Source organism: Alteromonas sp., from assembly GCF_984505615.1.
In genome coordinates this window covers 352602-376334 of the sequence record NZ_CFHOXV010000001.1, presented here as the reverse complement: position 1 = coordinate 376334, position 23733 = coordinate 352602, and the positions used below count along the sequence as shown (strand labels likewise).

At 49.9% G+C, this 23733-nt stretch carries 15 protein-coding genes; 5 read left to right on the top strand and 10 right to left on the bottom strand.

Going from position 1 to position 23733, the window contains the following annotated elements; translation table 11 throughout:
• Positions 1-11: 11 nt before the first annotated feature.
• The 6 genes from AC4PME_RS01495 to AC4PME_RS01470 form a co-directional block, all read right to left on the bottom strand.
• Entirely contained in the window at positions 12-377 is a 366-nt protein-coding gene (locus AC4PME_RS01495; protein WP_119502485.1) for a response regulator, read from the bottom strand.
• Positions 378-464: 87 nt separating this feature from the next.
• On the bottom strand, positions 465-1652 hold the full coding sequence (locus tag AC4PME_RS01490) for a methyl-accepting chemotaxis protein (protein WP_490709924.1): 1188 nt from the start codon (positions 1650-1652) through the stop codon (positions 465-467).
• 317 nt (positions 1653-1969) lie between these two features.
• The gene (locus tag AC4PME_RS01485; RefSeq protein ID WP_490709925.1) at positions 1970-3136 is read right to left on the bottom strand and encodes a pyridoxal phosphate-dependent aminotransferase; all 1167 of its coding nucleotides are present in this window, start codon (positions 3134-3136) and stop codon (positions 1970-1972) included.
• Positions 3137-3163: 27 nt separating this feature from the next.
• Positions 3164-3985, bottom strand: coding sequence for a sulfite exporter TauE/SafE family protein (locus tag AC4PME_RS01480; protein WP_119502482.1), 822 nt, complete (start codon positions 3983-3985; stop codon positions 3164-3166).
• A gap of 151 nt (positions 3986-4136) precedes the next feature.
• Entirely contained in the window at positions 4137-6749 is a 2613-nt protein-coding gene (locus AC4PME_RS01475; protein WP_491046640.1) for a TonB-dependent receptor plug domain-containing protein, read from the bottom strand.
• A gap of 806 nt (positions 6750-7555) precedes the next feature.
• The gene (locus AC4PME_RS01470) at positions 7556-10132 is read right to left on the bottom strand and encodes a TonB-dependent receptor plug domain-containing protein (RefSeq protein ID WP_491046641.1); all 2577 of its coding nucleotides are present in this window, start codon (positions 10130-10132) and stop codon (positions 7556-7558) included.
• Positions 10133-10603: 471 nt separating this feature from the next.
• On the opposite strand from AC4PME_RS01470, the gene AC4PME_RS01465 reads away from it, so the two are divergent.
• On the top strand, positions 10604-11578 hold the full coding sequence (locus AC4PME_RS01465) for a LysR family transcriptional regulator (RefSeq protein ID WP_303572616.1): 975 nt from the start codon (positions 10604-10606) through the stop codon (positions 11576-11578).
• On the opposite strand, the gene AC4PME_RS01460 is transcribed toward AC4PME_RS01465, so the two are convergent.
• The 3 genes from AC4PME_RS01460 to AC4PME_RS01450 all read right to left on the bottom strand — a co-directional run bounded on the left by AC4PME_RS01460 (position 11554) and on the right by AC4PME_RS01450 (position 15373).
• A complete protein-coding gene (locus AC4PME_RS01460) occupies positions 11554-12312 on the bottom strand; it encodes an endonuclease/exonuclease/phosphatase family protein (protein WP_490709928.1) in 759 nt (252 codons plus the stop codon). The genes AC4PME_RS01465 and AC4PME_RS01460 overlap by 25 nt on opposite strands.
• Complete coding sequence (locus tag AC4PME_RS01455; protein ID WP_491046642.1) at positions 12300-14492, bottom strand: VTT domain-containing protein; 2193 nt, start codon at positions 14490-14492, stop codon at positions 12300-12302. Before AC4PME_RS01455 ends, AC4PME_RS01460 begins: the two co-directional genes overlap by 13 nt.
• Before the next feature lie 290 nt (positions 14493-14782).
• Positions 14783-15373: a porin family protein gene (locus AC4PME_RS01450; protein ID WP_303572619.1), complete on the bottom strand. Its 591-nt coding sequence runs from the start codon at positions 15371-15373 to the stop codon at positions 14783-14785.
• Between the two features lie 357 nt (positions 15374-15730).
• Between AC4PME_RS01450 and AC4PME_RS01445 the strand changes: the two genes are divergently transcribed.
• Positions 15731-17323 (top strand): N-acyl-D-amino-acid deacylase family protein, encoded by a 1593-nt coding sequence (locus AC4PME_RS01445; protein WP_491044443.1) that lies wholly within the window; start codon positions 15731-15733, stop codon positions 17321-17323.
• Between the two features lie 68 nt (positions 17324-17391).
• Positions 17392-18315 (top strand): alpha/beta hydrolase, encoded by a 924-nt coding sequence (locus AC4PME_RS01440; protein WP_491044444.1) that lies wholly within the window; start codon positions 17392-17394, stop codon positions 18313-18315.
• Positions 18316-18382: 67 nt separating this feature from the next.
• Here AC4PME_RS01440 and AC4PME_RS01435 read toward each other — a convergent pair whose 3' ends face one another.
• A complete protein-coding gene (locus AC4PME_RS01435; protein ID WP_491044445.1) occupies positions 18383-19489 on the bottom strand; it encodes an NADH:flavin oxidoreductase/NADH oxidase in 1107 nt (368 codons plus the stop codon).
• 120 nt (positions 19490-19609) lie between these two features.
• Between AC4PME_RS01435 and AC4PME_RS01430 the strand changes: the two genes are divergently transcribed.
• Positions 19610-20521: a LysR family transcriptional regulator gene (locus AC4PME_RS01430; RefSeq protein ID WP_119502473.1), complete on the top strand. Its 912-nt coding sequence runs from the start codon at positions 19610-19612 to the stop codon at positions 20519-20521.
• Between the two features lie 152 nt (positions 20522-20673).
• On the top strand, positions 20674-23715 hold the full coding sequence (locus tag AC4PME_RS01425) for a TonB-dependent receptor (RefSeq protein WP_491044446.1): 3042 nt from the start codon (positions 20674-20676) through the stop codon (positions 23713-23715).
• Positions 23716-23733 lie beyond the last annotated feature (18 nt).

Here is a 23733-nt window from a genome sequence, read left to right as displayed (position 1 = left end):
TCCTGTTACAACTAACCGAGAACCTTACCTACAACCGCAAGTAATTTGGCAGGGTCGAAAGGCTTAACCATCCAGCCTGTGGCACCGGCAGCTTTCCCTTTTGCCTTCATGTCGTCACCCGCTTCCGTGGTGAGCACGATAATGGGCGTACGGGCATAGGCTGACATACCGCGAAGGTTTTTAATCAGCGTCAAACCGTCCATTCTTGGCATATTCTGGTCAGTTAAAACGAAGTCGAAGCGTTTCACTTTGCATTGATCTAACGCATCCTGTCCGTCTACGGCGGTAGTTACAGGGTAACTGGCTGACTTTAGAGTCACTTCTACCATCTGGCGGATTGATGGTGAGTCATCAACAATGAGGATATTCTTACTCATAATACTCCCGACAATTTTTTCACGTGTTGCGCCTAATCCGGCGATTCCATGTCATCCCGGCTAACAAGCGAGCCGCGCTGGTGGTTGCTAAAATAATTCAATTTCTCCGGCATCGATGCTGCTGGCAGATACCGGGTTATGATCAAGGTTAGAACGATTTTTCATGCTGCTCTGCAGCTCTTCCAGATTCTTCTTAACCGTAGCAATATCATTCGTGCCCAGCAGAGGCAGTTGCTCATTAACGATGGTGAGCATTTCCTGGGTATAGGTGAGATTCTGACCGTTAATGTCGCCAAATTGCATGCCGCGGATAGCAGAGCCGATAGCACTGTCCAGCTGACCGGAGATCCCTTCAAGTTCATTAGTTGTATTCGCGTCGCTCTCAGCTTTTACGATAATCGCGTCCAGCTCTCCCTGAATGTCCCGTTTTGCTGTAATGATATAGCTGGTATCCTGGGCGGCGAGTGTGCGTACATCCTGCGTGAGTTCATCTATTTGCACGCCGATATTTTCCATCTGTTTCTTGATAACGCCGCTGAACTGAGTGGAGCGGTTCGACAGAGCACGAACTTCGTCTGCAACAACAGCAAAGCCGCGGCCTGCTTCACCGGCACGTGCCGCTTCAATTGCTGCATTCAGAGCCAGCAGGTTAGTCTGGGCAGAAATATCATCAATATCGCCAAGGGCTTTAAGCACTGTAGGCATGGTGTCGTAGATACGGTTTACTTTTTCCAGAATGGTGGTGGTGCCTTCTGAAATCTGTTCGGTAGACTCAAGGAATTTATCCAGTGATTTCTCTGTTTCATCAGCAAAGGTACGCATGCGGTTTGAGTACATTTCACCGCTGTCAGAATCTGCCTGAATTAGTCGGGTAATACAGGTGTTTTGCTCGCCTACAAGGCGTTGCAAATTGAGGAAAGCTTCACTTAGAGTGGTTACGGCATCGGTTTGTGTATTGAAAATATCAGACAGGTTTTTCTCACAGTCACCGAGAATTTTAGCCATATCCTGAGTTACCGACATCATATCGCCGGTGACCTCCTGATGTTCAAATACTGGCTCTGCGTGTACAGCCTGAGTTTCGGCCTGTGGTTCTGTATCTTCTGATTGCATTTTTGCTGCCAGAAAAACGCCGATGGAAGAAACGACTATTGCCGGATAAGCAAGACCCATTGACACTAAACCAAAACCCACAACAAGGCTCACGCCTGCACCAATCATTGCAATTGGTGGTGTATTTTTTATTCCGCCCATAATTTGATTGTCACTCATCATAATACATTCCGGGATTGTTACTGCCTGCACGTTGTCGGCTTTTTCTGTCTCTTTGGGTCCAGACTGTGTGAAATTTTAGAAACTTACTGACCAAAAGGATTTGCCTGATGCGTTATCAGGCGCACGTTAATTTAAGTTATAGACAAGAATTTCAGTAATGAAAGGAATGCAGAAAAAAAATTCTCAATCGTCAGGAATGTCGTGATTGTCGCAATTGTGAACCGGATTCAGAGGAGGGGATTATCAGATAAGCAGCAGAATGAGAGGCGCCTTACGGCACCACTCATGGACCAGATTACATTGTATTTAAGGTACAGTTACGCCTTGTACATGGCTTCCAGCGCTTTTGGCATTGCGTCGACGTACATTTTCACATCTTCGATTTTACCGGTACTCACCCGCGACCAGGGCTTGTAAGTCCGGTACTGTCCACGGATCAGTACATTTTCTTTTTCCATGGCAGCACGGAAGGCATTAGCATCGCCATTATCACCCAGATTCACAAAAACAAAGTTAGTCGCTGATGGCAGTGCCGTCAAACCATTCGCTTTAACTGCCGACATAATCATGTCTTTGGCTTCCATCACTTTATCCCGTGAGAAGTCTTTGAAGGCTTCATCTTTAAAGCTCGCAATCGCTGCTGCTAAGCCGGCCTGGTTGATGGAATAGCCGCCGAGACCATATTGATTGATAAAGCTGATATTTTCTTCAGAGCCAAGCATGTAACCCACACGCATGCCGGCCAGGCCGTAAATTTTTGAGAAAGTACGCGCCACGATAATATTGTGACCCTGATTGATCAGCGGGATCATTGAGTGCGCAGGGCCGTCACTGATCAGTTCGTTATACGCTTCATCAACCAGCACCAGCGTTTTCTTCGATGCTTTTATACAGAAGTCCTGCAGCTTTTTCGTGTCGAGCACTTTGCCGGTCGGGTTATTCGGGTTACAAATGTGGACCATGGCAATGTTGTCATCGATAGCGTTGTACAGTGCATCGAGGTCAATATCCAGATCAGCCGTGTTGGGTACCCGCACAATATCCGGTCCACCCTGACTGACTGGCGCCTTGGATGTGGTGTCCCAGAAAAGATCCGGACCCAGTATTTTTCCCTTTGAGGTGGCGGCATAAGCGGCGAAGGCCAGAATCAAACTGGAACCGGCGGTAATTGCCACATTTTCTTTTTTCAGGCCATACTCTTCTGCAATCATGTCAGTTAAGTACATACCCGCCTGATAAGCGTAATACGCACCGCCGGTGGACGAGGCTTCTGCAATGGCTTTAAGAGCAGCAGGGCTCGGGCCATAGGGGTTTTCATTTGCATTAAGCTTGGCGATACCGGCCTGAGGGCCGTACATTACGTGAGGCGCCGCCACTGAAGAACCTGCTGCCAGCGCAGCAGGAGTAATAATACCGGTTGCGCCGGCTGCTGTAGCAGCCAGGCTGCCACCTAAGAATAAACGTCGTGCAGGGTTGTAAGTCATAAATAAGTTCCTTTGAAAGTAAAAAGACTAAAGGGCTTTATAAAACATGCCGAGTGACACGATGATTAAGTAAATACCAAACAGTCTTTTGAGCATTTTTTCACTGAAGTTATGCGCCATGTTGGCACCGATAGGGGCCGTCATAATCGAACCGATACTGATGGCAATAAGGGCGGGAATATTGACATATCCCACGGTACCCACTGGCAGGGCGGCAGTTTCAGAGTGGCGCATGAACAAAAAGCCCAGCGCACCGGGCAGGCCAATGAGAAAGCCGACACCGGCAGCAGTGGCAACTGCCTGCTGAATTGTACGGCGGCACATGACCATGGTGATAACGGTGGGTGTACCACCGCCAATACCCAGTAAGGCAGAAAAACCACCCAGGACAAATGCGAGTGTGGCTTTACCAATACCTTTGGGCATAGAGAAATACATTCCCGGACGCACGACAAAATCGGGGAACAGGAAGTAAATTGAGTAAAGCAGTACACCGGCTGCAAAGACAATTTTAAGTCCGCCTGCACTGGTGTTATCTGCAATGAGTAATCCGCCGATGACGCCAAGGACTATCCATACTGACCAGGATTTCAGTACGGCAAAGTCCACAGCTCCTTTCGCTTTGTGGGCAATCACAGAACGCAGGCTGGAAACAACTATAGAGGCTAAAGACGTACCGATAGCCACTTTCACGATTTCATCAGAATCGGGAACAAAGAAGGGAAAGACAATAGACAGGGCAGGCACGACAACAAAGCCGCCACCGTTGCCAAACAGGCCTGACGTTATGCCTGCAATGGCACCTGCAGCACATAACGTAACAACAAACCAGACCAACTCGATTTCCATAACTACAAAACTCCGCTAAACATTAATTAAAGAGGGTATGTCCTCAGGGGGTATCTCAGCTGTAAGCAGCGAAAGTGAACTCCCCCGGCCCTTTCACAGCAAAGCCGACACGAGGTCGACTTGCCGTAAAACAGCTACCCGCCAGTACAGGTCAGAATGTGTATTCCAACTTGGTGTAGTAATAACCACCCTGCCAGTCGACGATAGAATCTGAACGGTACAGACGACCATTCGATGCTTCGATTTCGTCATACTGGGGATAGGTATCAAACAGGTTACGAACACCCACTGTGATGCGCAGACTTTCTGTTGCAAGGTAAGAACCTTCCAGGTCAAACAGCATTTCACTGTCGAAGTCCTGAATAGTCAGTATTTCAGTGTTGGTGTTGTAATCAGAGTTTGAGTTTTCGCCATAGTAATTAAGGCGGGCGACAACCTGCCACGCGTCATAGTTATGCCTTGCTGACAAAATCGCGCGGGAATTCGGCGTATTGTTCAGGAAGTCATAAGTATTCTCCGGGTTAAACACCTCGCTGGGGTCAGAATCAAACTCTACATCGTTGTAGTTGTATGAGGCTGAGAACGTGGTATCACCGTATTGCGAAGACAGGCGGTAAGTTGCTACCAGGTCAACACCCTGAGTAGTGGTGTCAAACGCATTCTGGAAATAACGTACGCCACCGATGGATTCAGCGCCTGAAACACCTGCTGCCACCAGGGCCAGATAGTTGTCATACTCGTCTCCGGCAGTAGGATCTGTAGACACTTCCAGCGTTGAAATGGCGTTGAAGCGGTCTTCAATTTCGATGTGATAGAAGTCAGCAGTGAAAGTGAAGTCACCGTAATCCGCAGTTAAACCAAACGTAATGTTAGTGGAGGTTTCCGGATCGAGTGTGCTGGCACCCAGGGCCTGGGCAACATCACTGCTGGCGGGGAATAAACCTACCGCAACAGGCTCAGAGTTGATAAACGTCGTCGCAACGTTTGTTGTACCCTGCTGGCCCGGCGTCGGAGCCCGGAAGCCTGTACCGTAGGAGGCACGCAGAGCAATTTCATCCGTTGCCTGATAAATACCGGCTACTTTATAAACTAACTCAGAACCAAAGTCTGAGTAGTCTTCGTAACGCAGCGCTGCCTGAGCAAAAATACTGTCGGTGATATCACCGGAAATATCTACATAAGCTGCATAGGAATCACGGTTGTATTCGCCGGAGAACTCAGGGGAGTAACCGGGGAAACCGTTTGAGCCAACAGCCATCACGGTATATACAGGGTCAGAGCTGTCTGCACAGTCCAGGTCTGCAATAGCAGAACCGGCTTCAGTGGCTGTGCCGTCATCGTTACAGAATCCCCATGGATCTGCCTGAGAATAAGCGCCGGCAGTGTATGATGCTTCCTCTCCTTCCTGAATCTCATAAGATTCATCCAGGTAGCTCAGACCGAATGCAAAGGCGTAACCGTCAAAGTCATAAACAAAATCAGCTTGTAACTGCATTTCTTCGTTCACCAGATCGCCCGGTTCAAATGAAGTTTGTGATTCGTTACCTAATGACGGGTTGAATGTATTCCAGATGGAGTAAGAAATTTCGTTTGAACCGTAACGGGCAGAGAAATCATAGCTCAGATCGCCTGAGGCACCTTTCACGCCGCCTGCCAGTGAATAATCGGTAATGTCACCGGCGAAGCGGGGAGTAAAGCCGCCCGGGAAGAACTCAAGTGCATTCCATGTTTCACCTGAAGGCAGGCGAATATCGGCATTCACACTGTTGGTTGGGTTACGGTAGTTGAACGCACCGTCACCGGAGCTTTCTGAGTAGTTACCGAACGCATAGAGTTCAGCGGCTTCAGAAAAAACATAGCCGGCATTGAAGAAGACCTTTGCTGATTCATAATTTGGCTGGCCCCAGGGCTGTACGACGTTCGCGCCCTGCGATTCCTGCCCCATGGCTTCTGCGGCGGCAAGGAAGTCATCTGTCAGATAAGCGTTATAAGATGCGTCGGGATCGTAGTTCGGGTTGGATTTATCCAGACAGAATGACGATACACAATATTGCTCGCCACGGCTGGTGGCTTCGTTATCGGTGTACTCTGCAGAAATACTCAGGAAACCATCATCTCCAAGGGCAAAGCCTTTGTTTCCTGTCAGCGTGAGCTGGTCGCCGTCACCTTCATAGTACTGGCCCCATTCTGCAGAAAAACTGCCGCCTTCGGAGTTATTTTTCAGATTGAAGTTCATTACCCCTGCAATCGCATCTGAACCGTACTGTGCAGCAGCACCGTCGCGAAGCACTTCAACCGAGCCGATTGCGGCTGTAGGAATTGTTGCAAGGTCTGGTCCCTGGGTACCTGAGCCGCTGGTTTGCACCAGAGCAGCACGATGGCGGCGCTTAGAGTTAACCAGTACCAGCGTCTTATCAGTTGGCAGTCCGCGAAGAGAAGCCGGACGAATAAACGTACCACCATCTGAAATAGGTTCACGTGAAACAGTATAGGAAGGCACAAGGGTGCGGACAACATCGTTCATATCGGTAAATGAAACCGCTTCCAGATCTTCCTCATTGAAGACATCAACAGGGACCGGAGAGCTGGTTACTGAACGGGGAGCACCACGGGCACCGACAACAGCAATACGTTCCAGAGACGGATCGGATTCAGCATCGGGGGTATCAGTTTCTTGTGCGTAAACAGAAGGAGAAAGAGCGAAAGCCAGAGTCACGCCGGTTAATCCGGCATAAATTGACGCACTGAGTCTTTTTATTTTCATTAATGTGTGTTCCCAAAATTTGCCTGATTGCTTTTTTTCTTTGGGTACAGGCCAGGGGGAAATCTCGACACTGCACCCAACAATAATTCACAGCCGCCCCTGGCGGTCAGAATATTTGATACAACGTTGTATCGATGACGTGCTGTGTGTAATCGAGACTAAGAAAACAGACCTGTATCGCGGAAGAAAAAAGAATATGTAGGGCTATAGGAAAAATATGGAGGGGGTGACAAAAAGTATAAAAATCATGGAGTAATGACTAAATCAGGCAGAAATTTTTTTTAATTTAAGCGTCCTGTAAACGAATTTTTAACAACTAATCGCCGGCCGGTATTTATACGCCTTATCTTAATTTATTGAAAATAAAGTGTTTTTTAAGTTTTATGTGGCCGTCACAATAAATTAATAATTGCCATAAAGAAATTTTAAGTCATTGTTTATTAATGGTTTGTTGTGTAGAGGCTTATTTTGATTGTTTAGTTTTTCTTATCGCATTGTTAAGGCTGGTTGCAGGTGGATAACTAAAGCTAAAATTTACACCCTGCGTCCGCACAAATACGGCTATGCGGTTACCTGTCAGGAACACGCTCTGTACATATGAAGTTAGTTGCCGGTTGAAATACCGTCAAATTATTCTTATTTTCTGAGAGTAAAGACACACGCGTGGCTTCAGAGTTGGATGTGGCAGAGGGAACGTAACTGCACAGACGCAGGTACAAGCGCAGGCACAAATCGTGTGCTTGCAGAAAAAAGAAAGGCCGGCAAGAAAGCCGGCCCTGATTGCTGTTTAAAGAGGCTGTGTGCTCTTAGAAGGTATAGTTTAACTTGGTGTAGTAATAGCCACCCTGCCAGTCAACAATAGAGTCTGAGCGGTAAATACGACCACAGCAGGTTTCACCCATTTCGTCAGTACCAGCGTCCGGATACTCATCAAAGAGGTTACGGGCACCGGCACTGAGAGACAGACTTTCACTGATGTGATAAGTCAGCTCAAGGTCGAACAGGATTTCTGTACCAAAGGTTTGAATCACATCCAGAGAACTGCTCGCGGCATTTTCATATTCGCCGTAGTAGTTCATACGGGCAACGATCATCCAGTCTTCAATGCTGTGTTTAACTGAGGCAGTACCACGGAAATCCGGCGTACCGTTTTCCAGGTCAAACTCATCTTCTTCGTTGTAGAAGTTTTCAGGATCGTTGTCCAGTGTGGTTTTGTTGTAGTTAAATGATGCAGTGAAGGTAGTGTCACCCATATCTGACTGCATATTGTACGTTGCTACCACATCTACACCTTCGGTTGTGGTGTCGAAAGCATTCTGGAAGTAGAACACACCACCGATTGATTCCGCACCGGAAACACCGGCATTCGCCAGGCTCAGGTATCGCTGATAATCTTCCGGGTCTTCTGCATCAGGATCGGAACTGACATCCAGCGTTGAGATGGCATTCAGACGATCTTCAAGCTCGATATTGTAGTAATCCACAGTAAGGGTGAAGTCGCCGTAATCCGCCGTCATACCAAAGGTAATGTTGGTGGATTTTTCCGGTGCAAGTGCACTGGCTCCAAGCGCCTGAGCAACTGCGCTGCTGGCAGGGAACAGACCGGTAGCAACCGGGAAGCCGTTAGGCAGCCGGGTGGATACGTTTGTTGTGCCTTGCTGGCCCGGAGTCGGAGCACGGAAACCCGTACCGTATGAAGAACGCAGTGCGATTTCATCGGTAAGCTGGTAAATACCGGCCACTTTATAAACGAGTTCAGAACCGAAGTCAGAGTAGTCTTCGTAACGTAATGCTGCCTGAGCAAACAGTTTGTCTGTTACGTCACCGGAAATATCGGTGTAAACAGCGTAAGAGTCACGGTTATATTCACCGGAGAATTCGGGAGAGTATCCCGGGAAGCCGTTGGAACCTACGCCAACTACAGTGTAAACCGGGTCGGAGTCGTCTGCACAGTCCAGGTCTGCAATGGCTGAGCCTGCCGCCGTCGCTGTGCCGTCATCGTTACAGAAACCCCATGGATCCGCTGAGGCATATGGACCTGCAGTATAGGAATCTTCTTCACCGCCGGAGATGTCGTAAGACTCGTCCATGTAGCTCAGGCCGAAAGCGAAAATATATTCGTCCAGATCATAGGTGAAATCAGCCTGAAGTTGTTTCTCTTCGTTGGTCAGAGAGCCCGGCTTGAATGAAGTCGGGGACTCGTTACCCATCGACGGGTTGATGGTGTTGCTCAGGGTGTAATCAATTTCACTGGAACCGAAGCGGCCACTGATGTCATACGTCCACTTACCACTCATCCCTTTCACACCGGCTGCCAGTGAGTAGTCGGTAACTTCACCTGCGAAGCGCGGCGTAAAGCCACCGGGGAAGAACTCCAGCGGGCTCCAGACTGAACCATCCTGCAGACGGATGTCTTCAATGGTGCCGTTGCCCGGATAGCGATAGAAGAAGGAACCATCGCCCTCAGTCTCTGAATAGTTACCGAATGCGTATAATTCTACTTCGTCAGAAATCGTATAACCGGAGTTAAAAAATACACGGGTGCCTTTGGAGTTTGGCTGGCCCCAGGGTTGTACTTCATCCGAACCGTGAACGGCATTAGCACTTGCAATAGCAGCAGCGATATATTCTTCAGACTGGTCGGTCACACAGAACCAGCTTTCACAGTACTGTTCACCGCGATAGGTCGCTTCTGAATCAGTAATTTCAGCAGAAATACTTAAGAATCCGTCTTCACCTAACGCAAAACCTTTGTTACCGCTGATCACCATCTGATCGCCGTCGCCTTCGTAATACTGGCCCAGCTCGGCTGACAGTGAGCCTCCTTCACTGTTATTTTTTAACTGGAAGTTAATGACCCCTGCGATGGCGTCTGAGCCATACTGTGCGGCCGCACCGTCGCGCAGTACTTCAACAGAACCGATAGCCGCAGTCGGGATGGTTGCGAGATCAGGCCCTTGCGTACCTGAGCCACCAATTTGCACCAGCGGAGAGCGGTGACGGCGTTTGGAGTTAACTAAAACCAGTGTTTTGTCGGTGGGCAGACCACGCATCTGTGCAGGGCGCACAAACGTACCGCCATCAGAAATTGGCTGGCGTGACAGGGTGTAAGACGGCACCAGGGTCATCATTACATCGTTCATATCTGAGAATGCTACACCTTCCATGTCTTCAGCTGTCAATACATCAACAGGCACGGGAGAGCTGGTCACTGAACGCGGCGCACCCCGCGCACCAACAACAGCAATCCGTTCCAGGGATGGATCCGATTCGGCATCAGGAGTGTCAGTTTCCTGTGCATATACAGAAGGAGTCAGCGCTAATGCCATGGTCATGCCGGTTAATCCGGCATAAATAGACGCACTTAATTTTTTTATTTTCATGAGTGTGTGTTCCCGGTTTGTTGCCTGATTGCTCTTTTGGCGGGCGCAGCTCATGGAGGATCCGGTGACCGCGCCCAACTATGGCTCACAGCGGCACCAATAAGATGCACAAGCTTTGAACAGCGATGCTGCGTAGCTGTAAACTGTGTTCATAAAGACTATAAAATGAGAGCGGCGTCGCGGAAGAAAAAAGAATATGGAAGGGTATAAAAAATATATTGAGGGCAATCGGGGAGCACCGGAAATCGCGGGCCGGGCAGGGATATCAGACCAGAAATGTTTTTTTTCATCCAAAGGATGCTTACCTTTCGTTAACAATTGATATCTGTAAATGTTCGCTGCTATGGCATATAAGTTGCTGTTCTGGAATATAAAAAAGAATACCGTTCAGGTATTAACAAGAAATTAAAACGACAAGGCGCGTGCGGGCACCGGCAGAAAAACTTTGATGGAGGCGTCAGGAGACATGCCATGAATTCAAAACAGTTACAGTACTTCCTCACCACGTTGAGAAAAGGAAGTATTGCCGCAGCCGCAAGAGAGTTAGACATTGCACAACCGGCAATCAGCCAGCAACTGGCCAATCTTGAAAGAGAAATGGGCACACCGCTGTTTCAACGGAGTTTCAAAGGGGTTTCTTTAACCGAAGCCGGAGAGGTTTTTGCGAAGCATGCAAGAAGGCTGGTTGACGATATCAATGCGGCTAAAGCCGATTTACAGCACCTCGTTGCAGAACAGTCAGGTACTGTGAAGGTTGGCATGTTGCCGTCTATCGGTAACGTGCTGTCCATGTCGTTATTATCGGAAGTAAAAAAATCGGCCAGCAAGCTGAAACTGGATATCAGCACCGGCCCGTCGTATTCAGTCAGGGGCTGGCTGGAGACCAATCAGATTGATATCGCCATTACCTATGAGCAGGATGTAGATGCTGTTTCAATGGTCTGTGAGCCGCTGATCGAGGAATACATGTATCTGGTGCTCGGCGTGAACGACCAGTCAGATCTGTATCAGAAATATCAGGATCGCAACACAATCAAATTCTGGGAACTCAGCCAGTTTGAGTTACTTACGCCCGGAAGCCGGGATGCGCTGGGCATGCTCATCGCCCATTACGAAAAAGTGACCGGTGTTGCGTTGAGGCACAATACGGCGTATTCGGGCCAGCTGATGACAGGGCTCAGGCAATTGCTGCAGGGCGAGGGGGCGATGATTTTACCTTCATCAGCCATTTTCCATCTTGAAGAAAGTGGCCTGGTAAAAGCGCTGAAAATAGAACAGCCGGAAATGCGCCGACAGGTATTAATGGCCACCAACCGCAGCGGGTCACTCACGGATGCAAGCATAAAAATGCGGGATGTTATCCGCAGGGTGACTGCCTGTGAGCAGGAGTTAAATCACTGGCGTGGCGATCTAAAGTATCGTCAGCCAAGCATCGCCTGTGCCTGAAACGGTTCCGGTAAATCACTGACGTCCTGTTCGGGGAGGCGAATGTCTACCTGAACGGGCAGATGATCAGAGAGAATTTTCGTGCGGGCATTTTTCAGACGGCGGATCCGGCGTAGTTTAATGTCCGGTGAAGTCCAGATCCGGTCCAGAGAAAATAACGGAAACTGACTGGGGAACGTGGCCCCCGCTTTGTGCTGGTTCAGCACGTTGTCCAGAGCGCGGAATGCACGGGTAAAAAACTGCCATTCATTGAAGTCCCCGCCCAGCACAATCGGCGTTTTGTTTTCTTTCATTCTGCCGGCAATGTATTCATGAAGCTTTGCGAATTGTGAACGGCGTTCACTTTTCTTCAATCCCTTGTGAGTATTGATTACTGTCAGTGGTCCTGACGGCGTGAGTAAATCTACAGCCTGAATGTTTCTCGGCTGAAAACCATCCTGACTCACATCAAGGGTTTCATTTTTCAGCACAGGAAAGCGGGTCAGTACCGCATTCCCGTACCAGCCCCCGCCGGCTTCTGTAATAGCCGGTGAAGGTACCAGTTGAAACACCTGACTGGCGCAAATATCTCTGATGTCCGTTTCAATATCTCTGTGTTCAGGCCGCGTATCCATTTCCTGCAACAACACAATATCTGCACCCAGTTCGGCAAGATAACTGCCAATGCGGCGATAATCATGCTTGTTGTCGCGACCAATACCGCTATGGATATTATAACTGACTATGCGACACATTCTTCACCCTTTGTTTTTTCTACCTGTTTGCTTTCCTGATAACGCTTGGCAATTTTCTGTGAGCCCCAAATCATCAGGCCCCACAACACGATGCCGCCTATCAGATAGGAAATCGTCTCCGGTGACGGATTGCGGAAAATCTGGGTAATAGAATCGCCTACCAGACCTTTCGCTATCATCGGCGGGAACATGCCCAAGAATGTTCCGATCAAAAATTGCATCAGACCAATTGATGAAATGCCGGCAACCAGATTAACCAGACTGAATGGTGCGATGGGCAACATCCGGATAGCGGCGACACCAACAATACCACTGGTTTTCAGCTTCTCATCAACAGCAGCAACTTTCGGCCCGCCAATTTTACGTAGCCCCGCGTTACCGGCCAGCTTACCTACACCAAACATGCTCGCGGAACTCAGCAGGGCGCCCATAATGCCGTACAATGGCCCCCAAACCGGCCCGAAGATGGCAGAGACTGCCAGTGACATTACGGTGACCGGAAAGAAGAAGAAGCCGCCAACCACATAGACAAGCAAAACCGTCGGAAGTGCGAAATAGGTACCCCGGCTTTCCTCCAGGAAGGCATTGATATTGTCTGTCGACAACCACGGAATAAAATGACTGGCAAGCAGTAAGGTGGCCGCCAGCGCTGCAATCACCAGAACGCCGATTCCAACCATGATCGTGCGGCGGCGGGGATTGCGTACCGGTGTTGCTTCGCCGTTAAGGCCAGGAATTGGCGGGATCAATGGCTCTTCCGGATCGGATAAGGATGAAAAGAAATTTTTGCCTGATTCCTGACTGGTAAATATTTCGTCACGCACCTGAGTAAGCACATAGCCATGAGCCAGCTGGCCTTCCATTAGTGCCCGTGCCGGATTAGGTTCCTGCATGATTGCGGTAACCTGTTCAACGGTGCGGCCGGTGTGCTCTGCCAGTAAATCGTCACGGATACGGGCTATCTGACGGCGGTTGGCATCATTATTACCAAACAGAACAAGGTCGATTTCAGTATCCAGACTCATTGAACGGTTACTGATATTCGACGAACCGATAACGGCGTAGCGGTCATCGATGGTCATTACTTTAGAGTGGATACGTTTTGTCGCATGTTGTCCGTGCTCGTCGGTAATGGACGAATACGACATAATGATGCGCTCAGGCTCGATGTCTTTTTCAAGAATTTTCTTAAATTCAATACGACCTGCCCAGAATGCCTCACACTCGAATTTACCTTTGGGTTCATAGGAGCTGACAATAATGACATGCAGTTCAGGCTTTTCTTTCAGACGGCGGTTCAGCGCTTCTGCGATTTCCTGACGGGAAGTGAATTGATTTTCAATGTAAATAACCCGTTCTGCTTCACTGATGAGGTCCAGCAGCATGTGACGGACTTCCTGAACTGGCTCCACTTCGTCCATGAACGGAATAGTGCGGGCAAGGGCGCAATCGACCTTCTCAAACCAGGGCTCAAAGCCGTCCGGCCATGAAGCGGGAACAGGACTGTCCAGGTCTGTCTCTGCTTCTTCACGAATCGCGATGGGCTTTTCCTCGGCTACGCGCAACCAGCGCCAGCGTACCAGTTCAGCGAACCTTTCCACCACAGGGCCGGCAGAGACAATCTGGACGTCATGTAGTGGCGTGTAAGGTCCGTCAGGACCGTTGCGTTCTTCACTTTCAATAGGGTGGTCACGGGTATCCCAGCGGTTGGTAGAAATATCCATACCGCCCGAGAACACCAGTTCATCGTCAATAACAATAATCTTCTGATGCTGACTGCCCCCCATGGGAATCGTGTCATCGAGTTCCGTGAGTACGTTGTCGGGTGTTTTCTCATCCCATACTTCTTTTGCCCACATTTCCCGTTGAGCAAAAAAAGCCAGAGAAGAATCCCAGCGCAGCAGATAAATTTTCATGTCAGGATTTTGCTCGGCCTTCCACGCCAGCAAGTCACTGACCACTGAGGGGGCTTCGGAGTTCGCCTCGTCCTCACCGCGTAACAGCCTGATCCGGCTGTCGATATCCCATCCGACGATAAATATACTGTGCTTCGCTTTAAGGATCGCCGAATGCAAAGCTTTGTAGTAATTACCGCAATCAATAAGTGGAGTGGCGAAGCTGGCCTGACTGGTCGCCCAGCAATTTTCTCCCTGTTTGAAAATAGATTGTTCTGCTGACATCGTTCCTCCTCATGCCAACCCGGAATGAGCAAATTAAGTGACAAATGCAATATGAAATGCAGAAACTATTCCATACGACCTGATGTCCGTCTGACAATGTTATCTTCCTGTTTTAACTTAGAAAGTTTTTCAGGTGTTAAGGTGAGGGTGTGAACCTGCTTCCTGCCTTCAGGTAAGTTTGTCCGCCGGTTTGTAGAATTTTCCTGAAGTCAGTACTCAGAGGTAACCGGCCGGTTGTCAGAATCAAAAAAGCCTCCGGAATACCGGAGGCTTTGAGAGACCTTTACAAATCAGAAGCGGTATTCAACACCCACACTGGCTTGTTTCAGATCGGTATTAAAGTCCACATCGCCGGGATCGTCTGCCAGGTCATTGGCATCGAGGTCTGCATCGTAGACTGTGTATTCAGCATTCACGAGGAAGTTCTCAGTGATATTGTAAGCAACGCCGGCACCGATGAATAAACTTTCGTCGTCGTAGCTGCCAGATACACCATTCACTGAATAATCTGTATCCCACCATAGTTGTCCGGCTTTGGCATAAACAGAGAACTGATTGGTAATTGGTAAGATACCTTTTACACCCGCTGTCCAGCCATCAGTATCGGCCCGTGACAGGTTATTGCCGTAATCACCGAAGTCGATGACCGATCCCTCTACGGCCAGATAGCGGTTAAACCGATAACCGACCAGACCCTGAATGACGTCATTATCATCATCAAAATCGTCCTGCCCGTCTACTTTCAGATAACCGTAGTTACCACCTACGTAGAAACCCGGTTGATCCTGCCAGGGCGTGTCCAGAGATTGTGCGGAAGCACTGAAAGCTGTCAAAGAAGTGAGCGCTGCAATACCCGCGAATGCTGTGATTGATTTTTTCATCAGAAAATTCCTCTTACTTTGTTTAGCGTATGGGCTGCACCTGTAAACCGGTAAAAGAGACCGGTAAGGTGAGAACACCTGAAGAGAGTGCCGCCCGCTGATTAAACAGTTTCAAAGAGCATGCCATACACGTTTGTATGTAAACTGACCAATAAAAGGGGCGCAGAGGTGAAATCCGGTGAAATATTGGCCGTTTCAACGGGGGCCCATGAAACCTGTTCAAAACTCTTTGTAAGGAATACAGTCCCGTTCTGCGGTTACTTCATCATGCAACACAAGCATGTGCTCTTTCTCCGGGGTATAAATAACGGACAACAATGACAATCAGTAAAAAATGATCACAAAGAGGGAGCGTCGATGTCAGGCAGATTAATAAAAGCAGTTCTGGGGACGGGAGTATTGTCACTGTGTTTCCCGTTGGCGGCAGCGCAGTACGATATTCTGATCCGCGGGGGAGAGGTCATAGACGGTACCGGCAAACCGGCAGTGTCTGCTGATGTTGGTATTAAAGACGGCATCATAGTCGCTATGGGAAAGCTGTCAGCCAGTGATGCTGCACAAGTGATACAAGCAGACGGACTGGTGGTCAGCCCGGGGTTTATCGATCTGCATTCTCATGCCGAGCGCTCTGCCGCTACTCAACCGGGGTTGGAGAATCTGGTTCAGCAAGGGATCACTACGATTCTGGGCGGTAATTGCGGGTTTTCACCGGTTCACACCGGCGAGTTTCTCGGTGAGGTTGCCACGACACCTCTTGGTCCGAATCTGGCGTTGCTGGTGGGACACAACGATGTGCGCCGTGAAGTAATGGGTGAAGCTGGCAGACCGGCCACAGAAGATGAAGTTAAGGCTATGCAGGCGCTTGTTGCCAAAGCGATGGAAGAAGGGGCATTCGGCTTGTCGACCGGCTTAAAGTATGTGCCGGGTGTCTACTCTGATTACGCTGAAGTAAAGGCTCTGGCCGGAACCGCACACCAGTACGGTGGTATTTTTACTTCGCACATGAGGGATGAAGGGGCGCTCATCACTGAAGCGCTGGAAGAAGTTATTGCGATTTCTGAAGATACCGGCATCCCCGTGCATGTGAGTCATCATAAGCTGGTGGGATTGCCAAACTGGGGCCACAGCGAAACAACGCTGGGTATGATTACCGCCGCCCGTGAAAAGGGGATGGACGTGACACTGGACCAGTATCCTTATACCGCTTCATCAACCCGCTTCAGTATTTTGTTTCCGCCCTGGTCGCTGGCCGGTGGTCACGGTGAAGTGTTAAAACGTCTCGGTGACCCGGCAACACGGGCAAAAGTGAAAGCCGGCATTGAAAAGAACATTCGCGAAGACCGCGGTGGCGGCGATCCGGAAAGGCTGCAGATAGCCCATTTTGCTGCAAATCCGGAATGGGACGGGTTGACGTTTGGTCAGGTACTGGCTCAGCAGGGCAGAGCGCAGACGTTGGCAAATGCAGCGGAACTGGCGATGGAAATTGAAGAGCAGGGGGGCGCGCAAGGTATTTTCCATGCTATTGACGAGAAGGATGTGACACAAATCATGGCATATCCGTTTACCTCCGTAGCCACAGACACAGCCGGTGCAATACCCGGTGAAGGAAATCCTCATCCCCGCAGTTACGGCTCCTATCCCCGGGTACTGGGTCGTTACGTCAGAGAGCAGGGAACACTGACGTTGCCTGAGGCAATTCATAAAATGACAGGACTGCCGGCACAACGCATGGATCTGACTGATCGCGGTACGCTGGCAGAGCAGTACCGTGCCGATATTGTGATTTTTGATCCGCAGACAGTGATTGATAATGCAACTTTTACCTCACCGCATCAGTACCCTACCGGTATAGAATATATCCTGGTGAACGGGGTTGTTGTGAAAACGCCGGAAGGCATGACCGGCCAGCATGCCGGAGAGATCCTGACTCACCGGGCGGGTAAAGTATGAGGGCCTTTATCTTTCAATGTTTGTCGCAAAGATTATCACTGTGGCGCCGCAAGGCCGGTTTATCCGGTATGATACTGATTGTTTTGATTAACAGCGGAATTGCGGTGTCAGCAGAGCAGGTTCAGATAACCGGATTAACACTTTATCCTGAAGGGATCCCCGGGGAAATAGCCCACACACCCACAGAGTTTCAGGGACGGGAGGTAATAAACGACCGCTCAGTTGTCGCAGTGGACTCTCCTGAGCTGACCATGGTCGCGCCTCCTGAGGATGAGCGCAACGGTACCGCTGTTATCATTTTACCCGGTGGCGGTTATGAAAGGCTGGCCATCGATAAAGAAGGCTTTAATGTCGCCCGCCGTTTCGCCGGGGCAGGTGTTACCGCATTTGTGCTGAAATACCGCATGCCACTGAAAGACATTATGGATAACCCGTCTTACGGTCCTCTTCAGGATGCGCAGCAGGCCATCAGTCTGGTGCGTCAGCATGCGAAGGAGTGGGGAATCGATTCTGACCGGGTGGGTGTAATGGGATTCTCTGCCGGTGGACATCTGGCTGCCACACTGGCAACTCAGTTTAAACAACCGGTGAATAAATCGCATAGCAGAAAGACGCTCCGTCCGGATTTCCAGGTGCTTATCTATCCGGTGATCTCAATGAAAGAAGATGTAACGCATCAGGGATCACGGCTGAATTTACTGGGCGAATCGCCGGACAACAGATTAATTTCAACTTTCTCCGCACAGGACAATGTCACCACCAATACACCGCAGGCTTTCATAGTTCACGCTAATGATGATAAAGCCGTGCCTGTAGGGAATGGGTTGCAATATCATGCAGCGCTTGTGGAAAAGCGGGTGCCTGTACAGATGTTACTGCTGCCTGACGGCGGGCACGGATTCGGGATGAATCACCCCACTGACTGGTTCAGCAATATGCTGGAATGGATGGAAAACTACGGGGTTATTACTGCTCAGGCGACAAATCATTGAGCATGATGTGGCGCAGGTAAGTACCTGCGCCATGGTTGCCCTGCGGGCAACGTTTCAGAGCAGACCGTTATTTATAATCTGCCGGTGCGTAACGGGCTAACCAGTGTGCATACTGTGTCGGCAGTACCCATGACGGTGAGTCCTTACCCAGCTTTTTAGCCACATCGTAGCTCCAGTGCGGGTTCGCCAGGTGAGCACGGCCTACCATCACCAAATCCAGCTGCCCGTCTTTAATGGTTTTATTGGCCAGTACCGGATCATCAACACCCCATGCTGTAGCGACCGGAATGTCTGCTTCTTCGCGAATTTGTTGTGATACCGGCGCCAGGAACGCAGGGCCCCAGGGAATATTGGCTTCAGGCGTATTGAAGCCAACCGATACGCTGACAAAATCGACGCCGTGGTCTTTCATCTTTTTGATCAGCTCAATGGATTCAGGAACCAGCTTGTCATCGTTACCATCATATTCTATAACGCCTAAACGCACGGTTAATGGTAAATCTTCCGGCCACACGGCTTTAACTGCATCGATGGTTTCCAGCAGAAAACGGGCGCGGTTTTCAGGGCTGCCGCCATATTCGTCATCACGTTTATTTGCAACCGGCGACCAGAAGCTTTGCGCCAGATAGCCATGGGCAAAGTGCAGTTCTAACCACTTATAACCGGCTTCGACAGAGCGTTTCGTGGCAGCAACAAAGTCTGCCTTTACCCGCTCGATATCATCTTTTGTCATTTCCGTGGGTGTACGGGGTAAGTTCGCGCCAAACGGTACCGCTGACGGGCCGATGGGTTGCCATCCGCGGGGATCATCTTCTGCAATGTGGTCGTCACCTTCCCAGGGTTTGTTCGCAGACGCTTTTCTGCCGGCATGAGCAAGCTGAATACCCGGCACTGCACCACCCTCATTGATGCGCTTAACAATGGCAGCGTGCCCCGGAGTATGCTCATCGCTCCAGAAACCGAGGCATCCCGGGCTTATCCGTCCTTCAGGGGCAACACCGGTTGCCTCTACGATCACAAGTCCGGCTCCACCCCGTGACAATGACGCATAGTGAACCTGATGCCAGTCGTTAGGAAGACCATCGTCTGCGCTGTACTGACACATGGGCGGCACAGCAATGCGGTTTCTGAGTTCCACTGACTTTAGTGAATAAGGGCTGAATAAATCGGGCATAACGTTTCCTTTATTGTAATGAGTTGGCCGGGAACAAAATGCTCCCCTGACTTGCTATCAGTAATAGGGGCGGTTTATGATTTTAAAAAGTGAATGTTTTCGAAAATATAATTCCAATTTATGAATATCGCATCAAAAGACTTTAACCTGTTGTATTTGTTTACTGTACTTTACGAAGAGCGCAGCCTGAACAAGGCTGCCCTTCGCATGAACCTGAGCCAGCCCGCAATGAGTCACAAACTCAACAAGCTGCGTGGTGAGTTTGATGATCCGTTGTTTATCCGCACCGGGCGCGGCTTTACACCAACGCCCAAAGCGCATCAGATGGCTAAACAGGTATGCTGTGTGGTGAAGTGTCTGGAAGAGTTCTATGTTAATGCAGAGGGTGATGCCATCGGACAGCGGGAAGAGGCAATCCACATTTATGGTACCGATCTGGTGGATTTCTTACTCCTTCCCCGCTTACTGGATAAAGTACAGGCGGAAGCGCCGGGCGTAACCATCGTCATGCACAATACGTCCGGACGCTTGCCGGTGCAGGCGCTGGAGCAGGGTGATTGTGACATAGCCATTGCCGGCTTTTTCAGGGATCTTCCCGAACATTTTTATCGTCAGTCACTCATGGTCACACCTTACCGGGTGGTGCATGACAAAGCCCTTATCCCCGCCGGTAAGCCACTGGATGTGCAAACTTATGCCAGCAAGCCCCATGTAGTGTCAACGCTGACCGGCAACCTCAACAGTGATGTGGACACTGCCTTAGCGGAAGCGGGGTTAACCCGGCGGGTGGTAGCCGGTGCATCAGGTTTCATGGTGTTACCGCGTCTGGTGACCGGCCGGGAGGTCTTTCTCACCTGTCTGAAGCCCATCGCTGACTATGCAACCGCTACCTGTCAGCACCTTTCCAGCCGGGAACCGCCGGTGTCGTTACCCGATGTGAACATAGAGCAGGTCTGGCATCCCCGTACCCATGAAGACGGCCTGCGAAAATGGATACGGGAGCAAATTAAAATTATTCTGAGCGAGGTGTAGGTAAAATATTTGTAATTTATTTGTAATGAATATGTATGCATGAGATTGCTTCAAAAATAACCAGAAGGATAAGATTTAAGCTGGAATAAAAAAATAGTGCCCGAAAATGTTCGCTGGTTTTCGGGTAAAAAATAACTATTGGAACGCCCAGCATGAAAATATTTAAACCTAACATTATTACCCTAGGCCTGTTGGCCAGCGGTCTCATCCTCTCCAGTTCTGCGTTGCACGCTCAGCAGGCTGAAGAGCCCGAAACAACCGATGACGATGAAACCATCGAGCGTATTGAAGTGCGGGGTTTCAGTTCAAGTCTGATCCAGTCGCTCAATCAGAAGCGGTTTAGTGATACGGTTACCGAACAGATTTCTGCCGATGACTTGGGGGGATTACCCGACGTGTCAATGGCCGATGCGCTGACCCGGTTGCCAGGTATTTCGGCGGTACGAACCGGTGGTCAGGCGGCGGAAATCAACATTCGTGGTCTGTCTGGTGATTTCGTTTTTTCAACCCTGAATGGCAGGGAACAGGTATCTACGAGCGGTAGCCGCGCTATTGAGTTCGATCAGTATCCTTCCGAGCTGATTAATTCCGCCGCCGTTTATAAATCCCCTAAAGCGTCACTGATTGAGGGGGGTGTTGCCGGAACCGTTGAACTACAAACCGCCAGCGCATTGAGTAACGAACAAACGCACACGTTCAATGCAAATGTTCGCGGCATGTTTAATGACAGAGCTGACGAAATCCCCGATGCCGAGGAATATGGTCATCGCCTTAGCTTCTCCTATCAGGGCAAGTTCATGGATGACACGGTGGGTTTGTCTTTGGGTTATGCGCGCCTGTTTCAGCCCAGTGTGTCTACTCAGTTCATTGGCCTGGCCTATAACGGTGCGGTAGATGTGGATGGTATTGAAGGCGACAACGATGCTGCCGGAACTGATTGCCCTGAGTGCGAATACATTTCCGAAGGATTTGAAATGCAGCACAAGGGCGGTGAAGAGACCCGCAATGGCTACATGGCCTCGGTGGAATGGGCGCCAACGGATAACTTCAAACTGAAAGCCGATGCGTTTCTGTCTAAGTTTGATTCCGAAGCTTTTGCCCGCGGCTTCCGGGTCAAGCTGGGTGGCATTAACGCCAATATCATTAATCCGGTGGTGGTAAATAACAGTGTCATTGGCGGTACCTTCGCCCGATCTGATAATAGCTTCACCCGTGTAGAACTGGTGAATGATGATAACCAGGATTTCGATCAGGTGGCCAGCTTCGGGATCAAAGCCGACTGGCAGATAACCGATAATTTGGCTGCACAGTTTGATATTTCAAAATCCACGGCAGAAAGTGATTTCCGCAACGGATTGCTGTGGTCGCTGGTGGCGGAAGATGCCAGTGCTGCAAATCCGACCTTTGATGAAAACGTGCAAATCAGTTATCTGCTGAATGGCCTCGACTTGCCGGATCTGGCGTTTAATCAGACTGACGCGTTTACCGATCTGAATCGCGCCATGATCAGCAAATACGGTATTTATCCATACGAAAACAAAGATGACCTCGATGCTTACCGGGCAGATTTCCAGTATTTCCTCGATATGCCGGTAGTATCTGGCATTGAGTTCGGCTACCGCTATTCTGACCGTGAATACAGTAATGACCGTTCAGTCTTCGAATACGGTAACGACGGCGGCTTCTCAGTCAGTCAGCCGCCGCTGAATATCACTGAAGGGATGTCTGAAGTGGTGGACTGGTCCGGGGATTTTGCCTATTTCCCCAGTTATCTTTCTATCGACCTGAACACCGCACTGAACGCGTGGTTTCCCGACGGCATTCCGCAACCGGTGCAAACCTGGGGGCCTGGTGCCGCGGGTGTGATCAATGGCGATGGTACAAGCGCCGCGTCGGCCTGGACGATACAGGAAAGTGGTGAAGTATTTGAAACAGTAAACGCAGCATATCTGATGGCGAATCTGGACACAGAATTGTTTGGCATACCCATGACCGGTAATGTGGGCGTGCGTTATGTGCGTACCAAACAGGCATCCACCACGCTGCAGCGCGCCACGCAGATGATTACCGATCCCGAGACCGGTGCCAGTGTGGAAGTGAGCGATCCTATCGCCGGTGCGCAGAACATCACAGACGAAGTGGGCCTGATCAACAACTTCTATCGCCCGACAGTACTGACTCACGAATTTACCGATGTGCTGCCGTCCATCAACCTGAACTTTAAACTGACCGATAATTCACAGCTAAGGGTTGCTGCAGCCAAAGTCATGGGCCGGGCGCCAATCAACCGCTTTGCGGCAAACGCCTCGACCAATGTTGAAACGATTACCGCTACCATGGACAGAGACTCCGGCGAAATCACCCTGTCTCAACCCACTGCGCGGGTAAATGGGTCGGCACGCAACAGCCCGTATCTGGAACCTTTCTATGCAACGCAATACGACCTGTCTTACGAATATTATTTCGACGAAACCGACGGCGCGCTGGTTGTAGCGGGCTTCTACAAGAACATTGAATCCTTCATCGAGAATATTGCTGTAGAGCCTTATGACTTTGAAGGTAACGGTTTCACCGTGCCGGAATCTGTTCAGGTGCCGGTGTATCTGGAAAGTGAGTTCAGCGGCCAGGAGCCTGAATTCGCTCTGGATGCCGCCGGCGATCCGCTGTTCGTGACAGTGCCTACCGAAAATGGCCGGTACGAAACGGCGATTAATAATGCCGAGGGCGGTTACATTCGCGGTATCGAAATCGCTTACACCGAGATTTACAGCATGCTGCCAGGCATGTGGTCTGGTTTAGGTATGAGCGCCAGCTATTCGTTCACCGAAAGTGAAATCCAGCGAACATTAAGTGAAGGCGTGTTTGCCAGCCAGTTACCGGGTCTGTCCGAGAATGTGGTAACGGCGACACTGTTCTGGGAGTACGAAGGTTTCGAAACCCGGGTGTCTGCCCGCTATCGTGATGCCTTCGTATCCCAGCAGGTAGCGGTAAATGATCAGACCGTAAACTTCGACGATGAGCTGGTGATTGACTATCAGGCCTCATACGAAATTAACGACAACCTGAGCATGCTGTTCCAGGTGAACAACCTCACTGACGAACCAACCCGAAGCTATTTCTCGACACCGGAGCAAACAGGCACACTGCAATTCTTCGGTACCCAGTATTACCTCGGTCTGACCTATTCACTGTGAGAACAATAATCATGAACA

What these genes read in the sequence shown, in the direction of transcription:
- AC4PME_RS01445 (WP_491044443.1), top strand. Translation starts at nt 15,731, where the DNA reads ATGTCAGGCAGATTAATAAAAGCAGTTCTGGGGACGGGAGTATTGTCA.
- AC4PME_RS01465 (WP_303572616.1), top strand. Translation starts at nt 10,604, where the DNA reads ATGAATTCAAAACAGTTACAGTACTTCCTCACCACGTTGAGAAAAGGA.
- AC4PME_RS01480 (WP_119502482.1), bottom strand. Translation starts at nt 3,985, where the DNA reads ATGGAAATCGAGTTGGTCTGGTTTGTTGTTACGTTATGTGCTGCAGGT.
- AC4PME_RS01485 (WP_490709925.1), bottom strand. Translation starts at nt 3,136, where the DNA reads ATGACTTACAACCCTGCACGACGTTTATTCTTAGGTGGCAGCCTGGCT.
- AC4PME_RS01435 (WP_491044445.1), bottom strand. Translation starts at nt 19,489, where the DNA reads ATGCCCGATTTATTCAGCCCTTATTCACTAAAGTCAGTGGAACTCAGA.
- AC4PME_RS01490 (WP_490709924.1), bottom strand. Translation starts at nt 1,652, where the DNA reads ATGATGAGTGACAATCAAATTATGGGCGGAATAAAAAATACACCACCA.
- AC4PME_RS01455 (WP_491046642.1), bottom strand. Translation starts at nt 14,492, where the DNA reads ATGTCAGCAGAACAATCTATTTTCAAACAGGGAGAAAATTGCTGGGCG.
- AC4PME_RS01450 (WP_303572619.1), bottom strand. Translation starts at nt 15,373, where the DNA reads ATGAAAAAATCAATCACAGCATTCGCGGGTATTGCAGCGCTCACTTCT.
- AC4PME_RS01495 (WP_119502485.1), bottom strand. Translation starts at nt 377, where the DNA reads ATGAGTAAGAATATCCTCATTGTTGATGACTCACCATCAATCCGCCAG.
- AC4PME_RS01440 (WP_491044444.1), top strand. Translation starts at nt 17,392, where the DNA reads ATGATACTGATTGTTTTGATTAACAGCGGAATTGCGGTGTCAGCAGAG.
- AC4PME_RS01460 (WP_490709928.1), bottom strand. Translation starts at nt 12,312, where the DNA reads ATGTGTCGCATAGTCAGTTATAATATCCATAGCGGTATTGGTCGCGAC.
- AC4PME_RS01430 (WP_119502473.1), top strand. Translation starts at nt 19,610, where the DNA reads ATGAATATCGCATCAAAAGACTTTAACCTGTTGTATTTGTTTACTGTA.
- AC4PME_RS01470 (WP_491046641.1), bottom strand. Translation starts at nt 10,132, where the DNA reads ATGAAAATAAAAAAATTAAGTGCGTCTATTTATGCCGGATTAACCGGC.
- AC4PME_RS01475 (WP_491046640.1), bottom strand. Translation starts at nt 6,749, where the DNA reads ATGAAAATAAAAAGACTCAGTGCGTCAATTTATGCCGGATTAACCGGC.
- AC4PME_RS01425 (WP_491044446.1), top strand. Translation starts at nt 20,674, where the DNA reads ATGAAAATATTTAAACCTAACATTATTACCCTAGGCCTGTTGGCCAGC.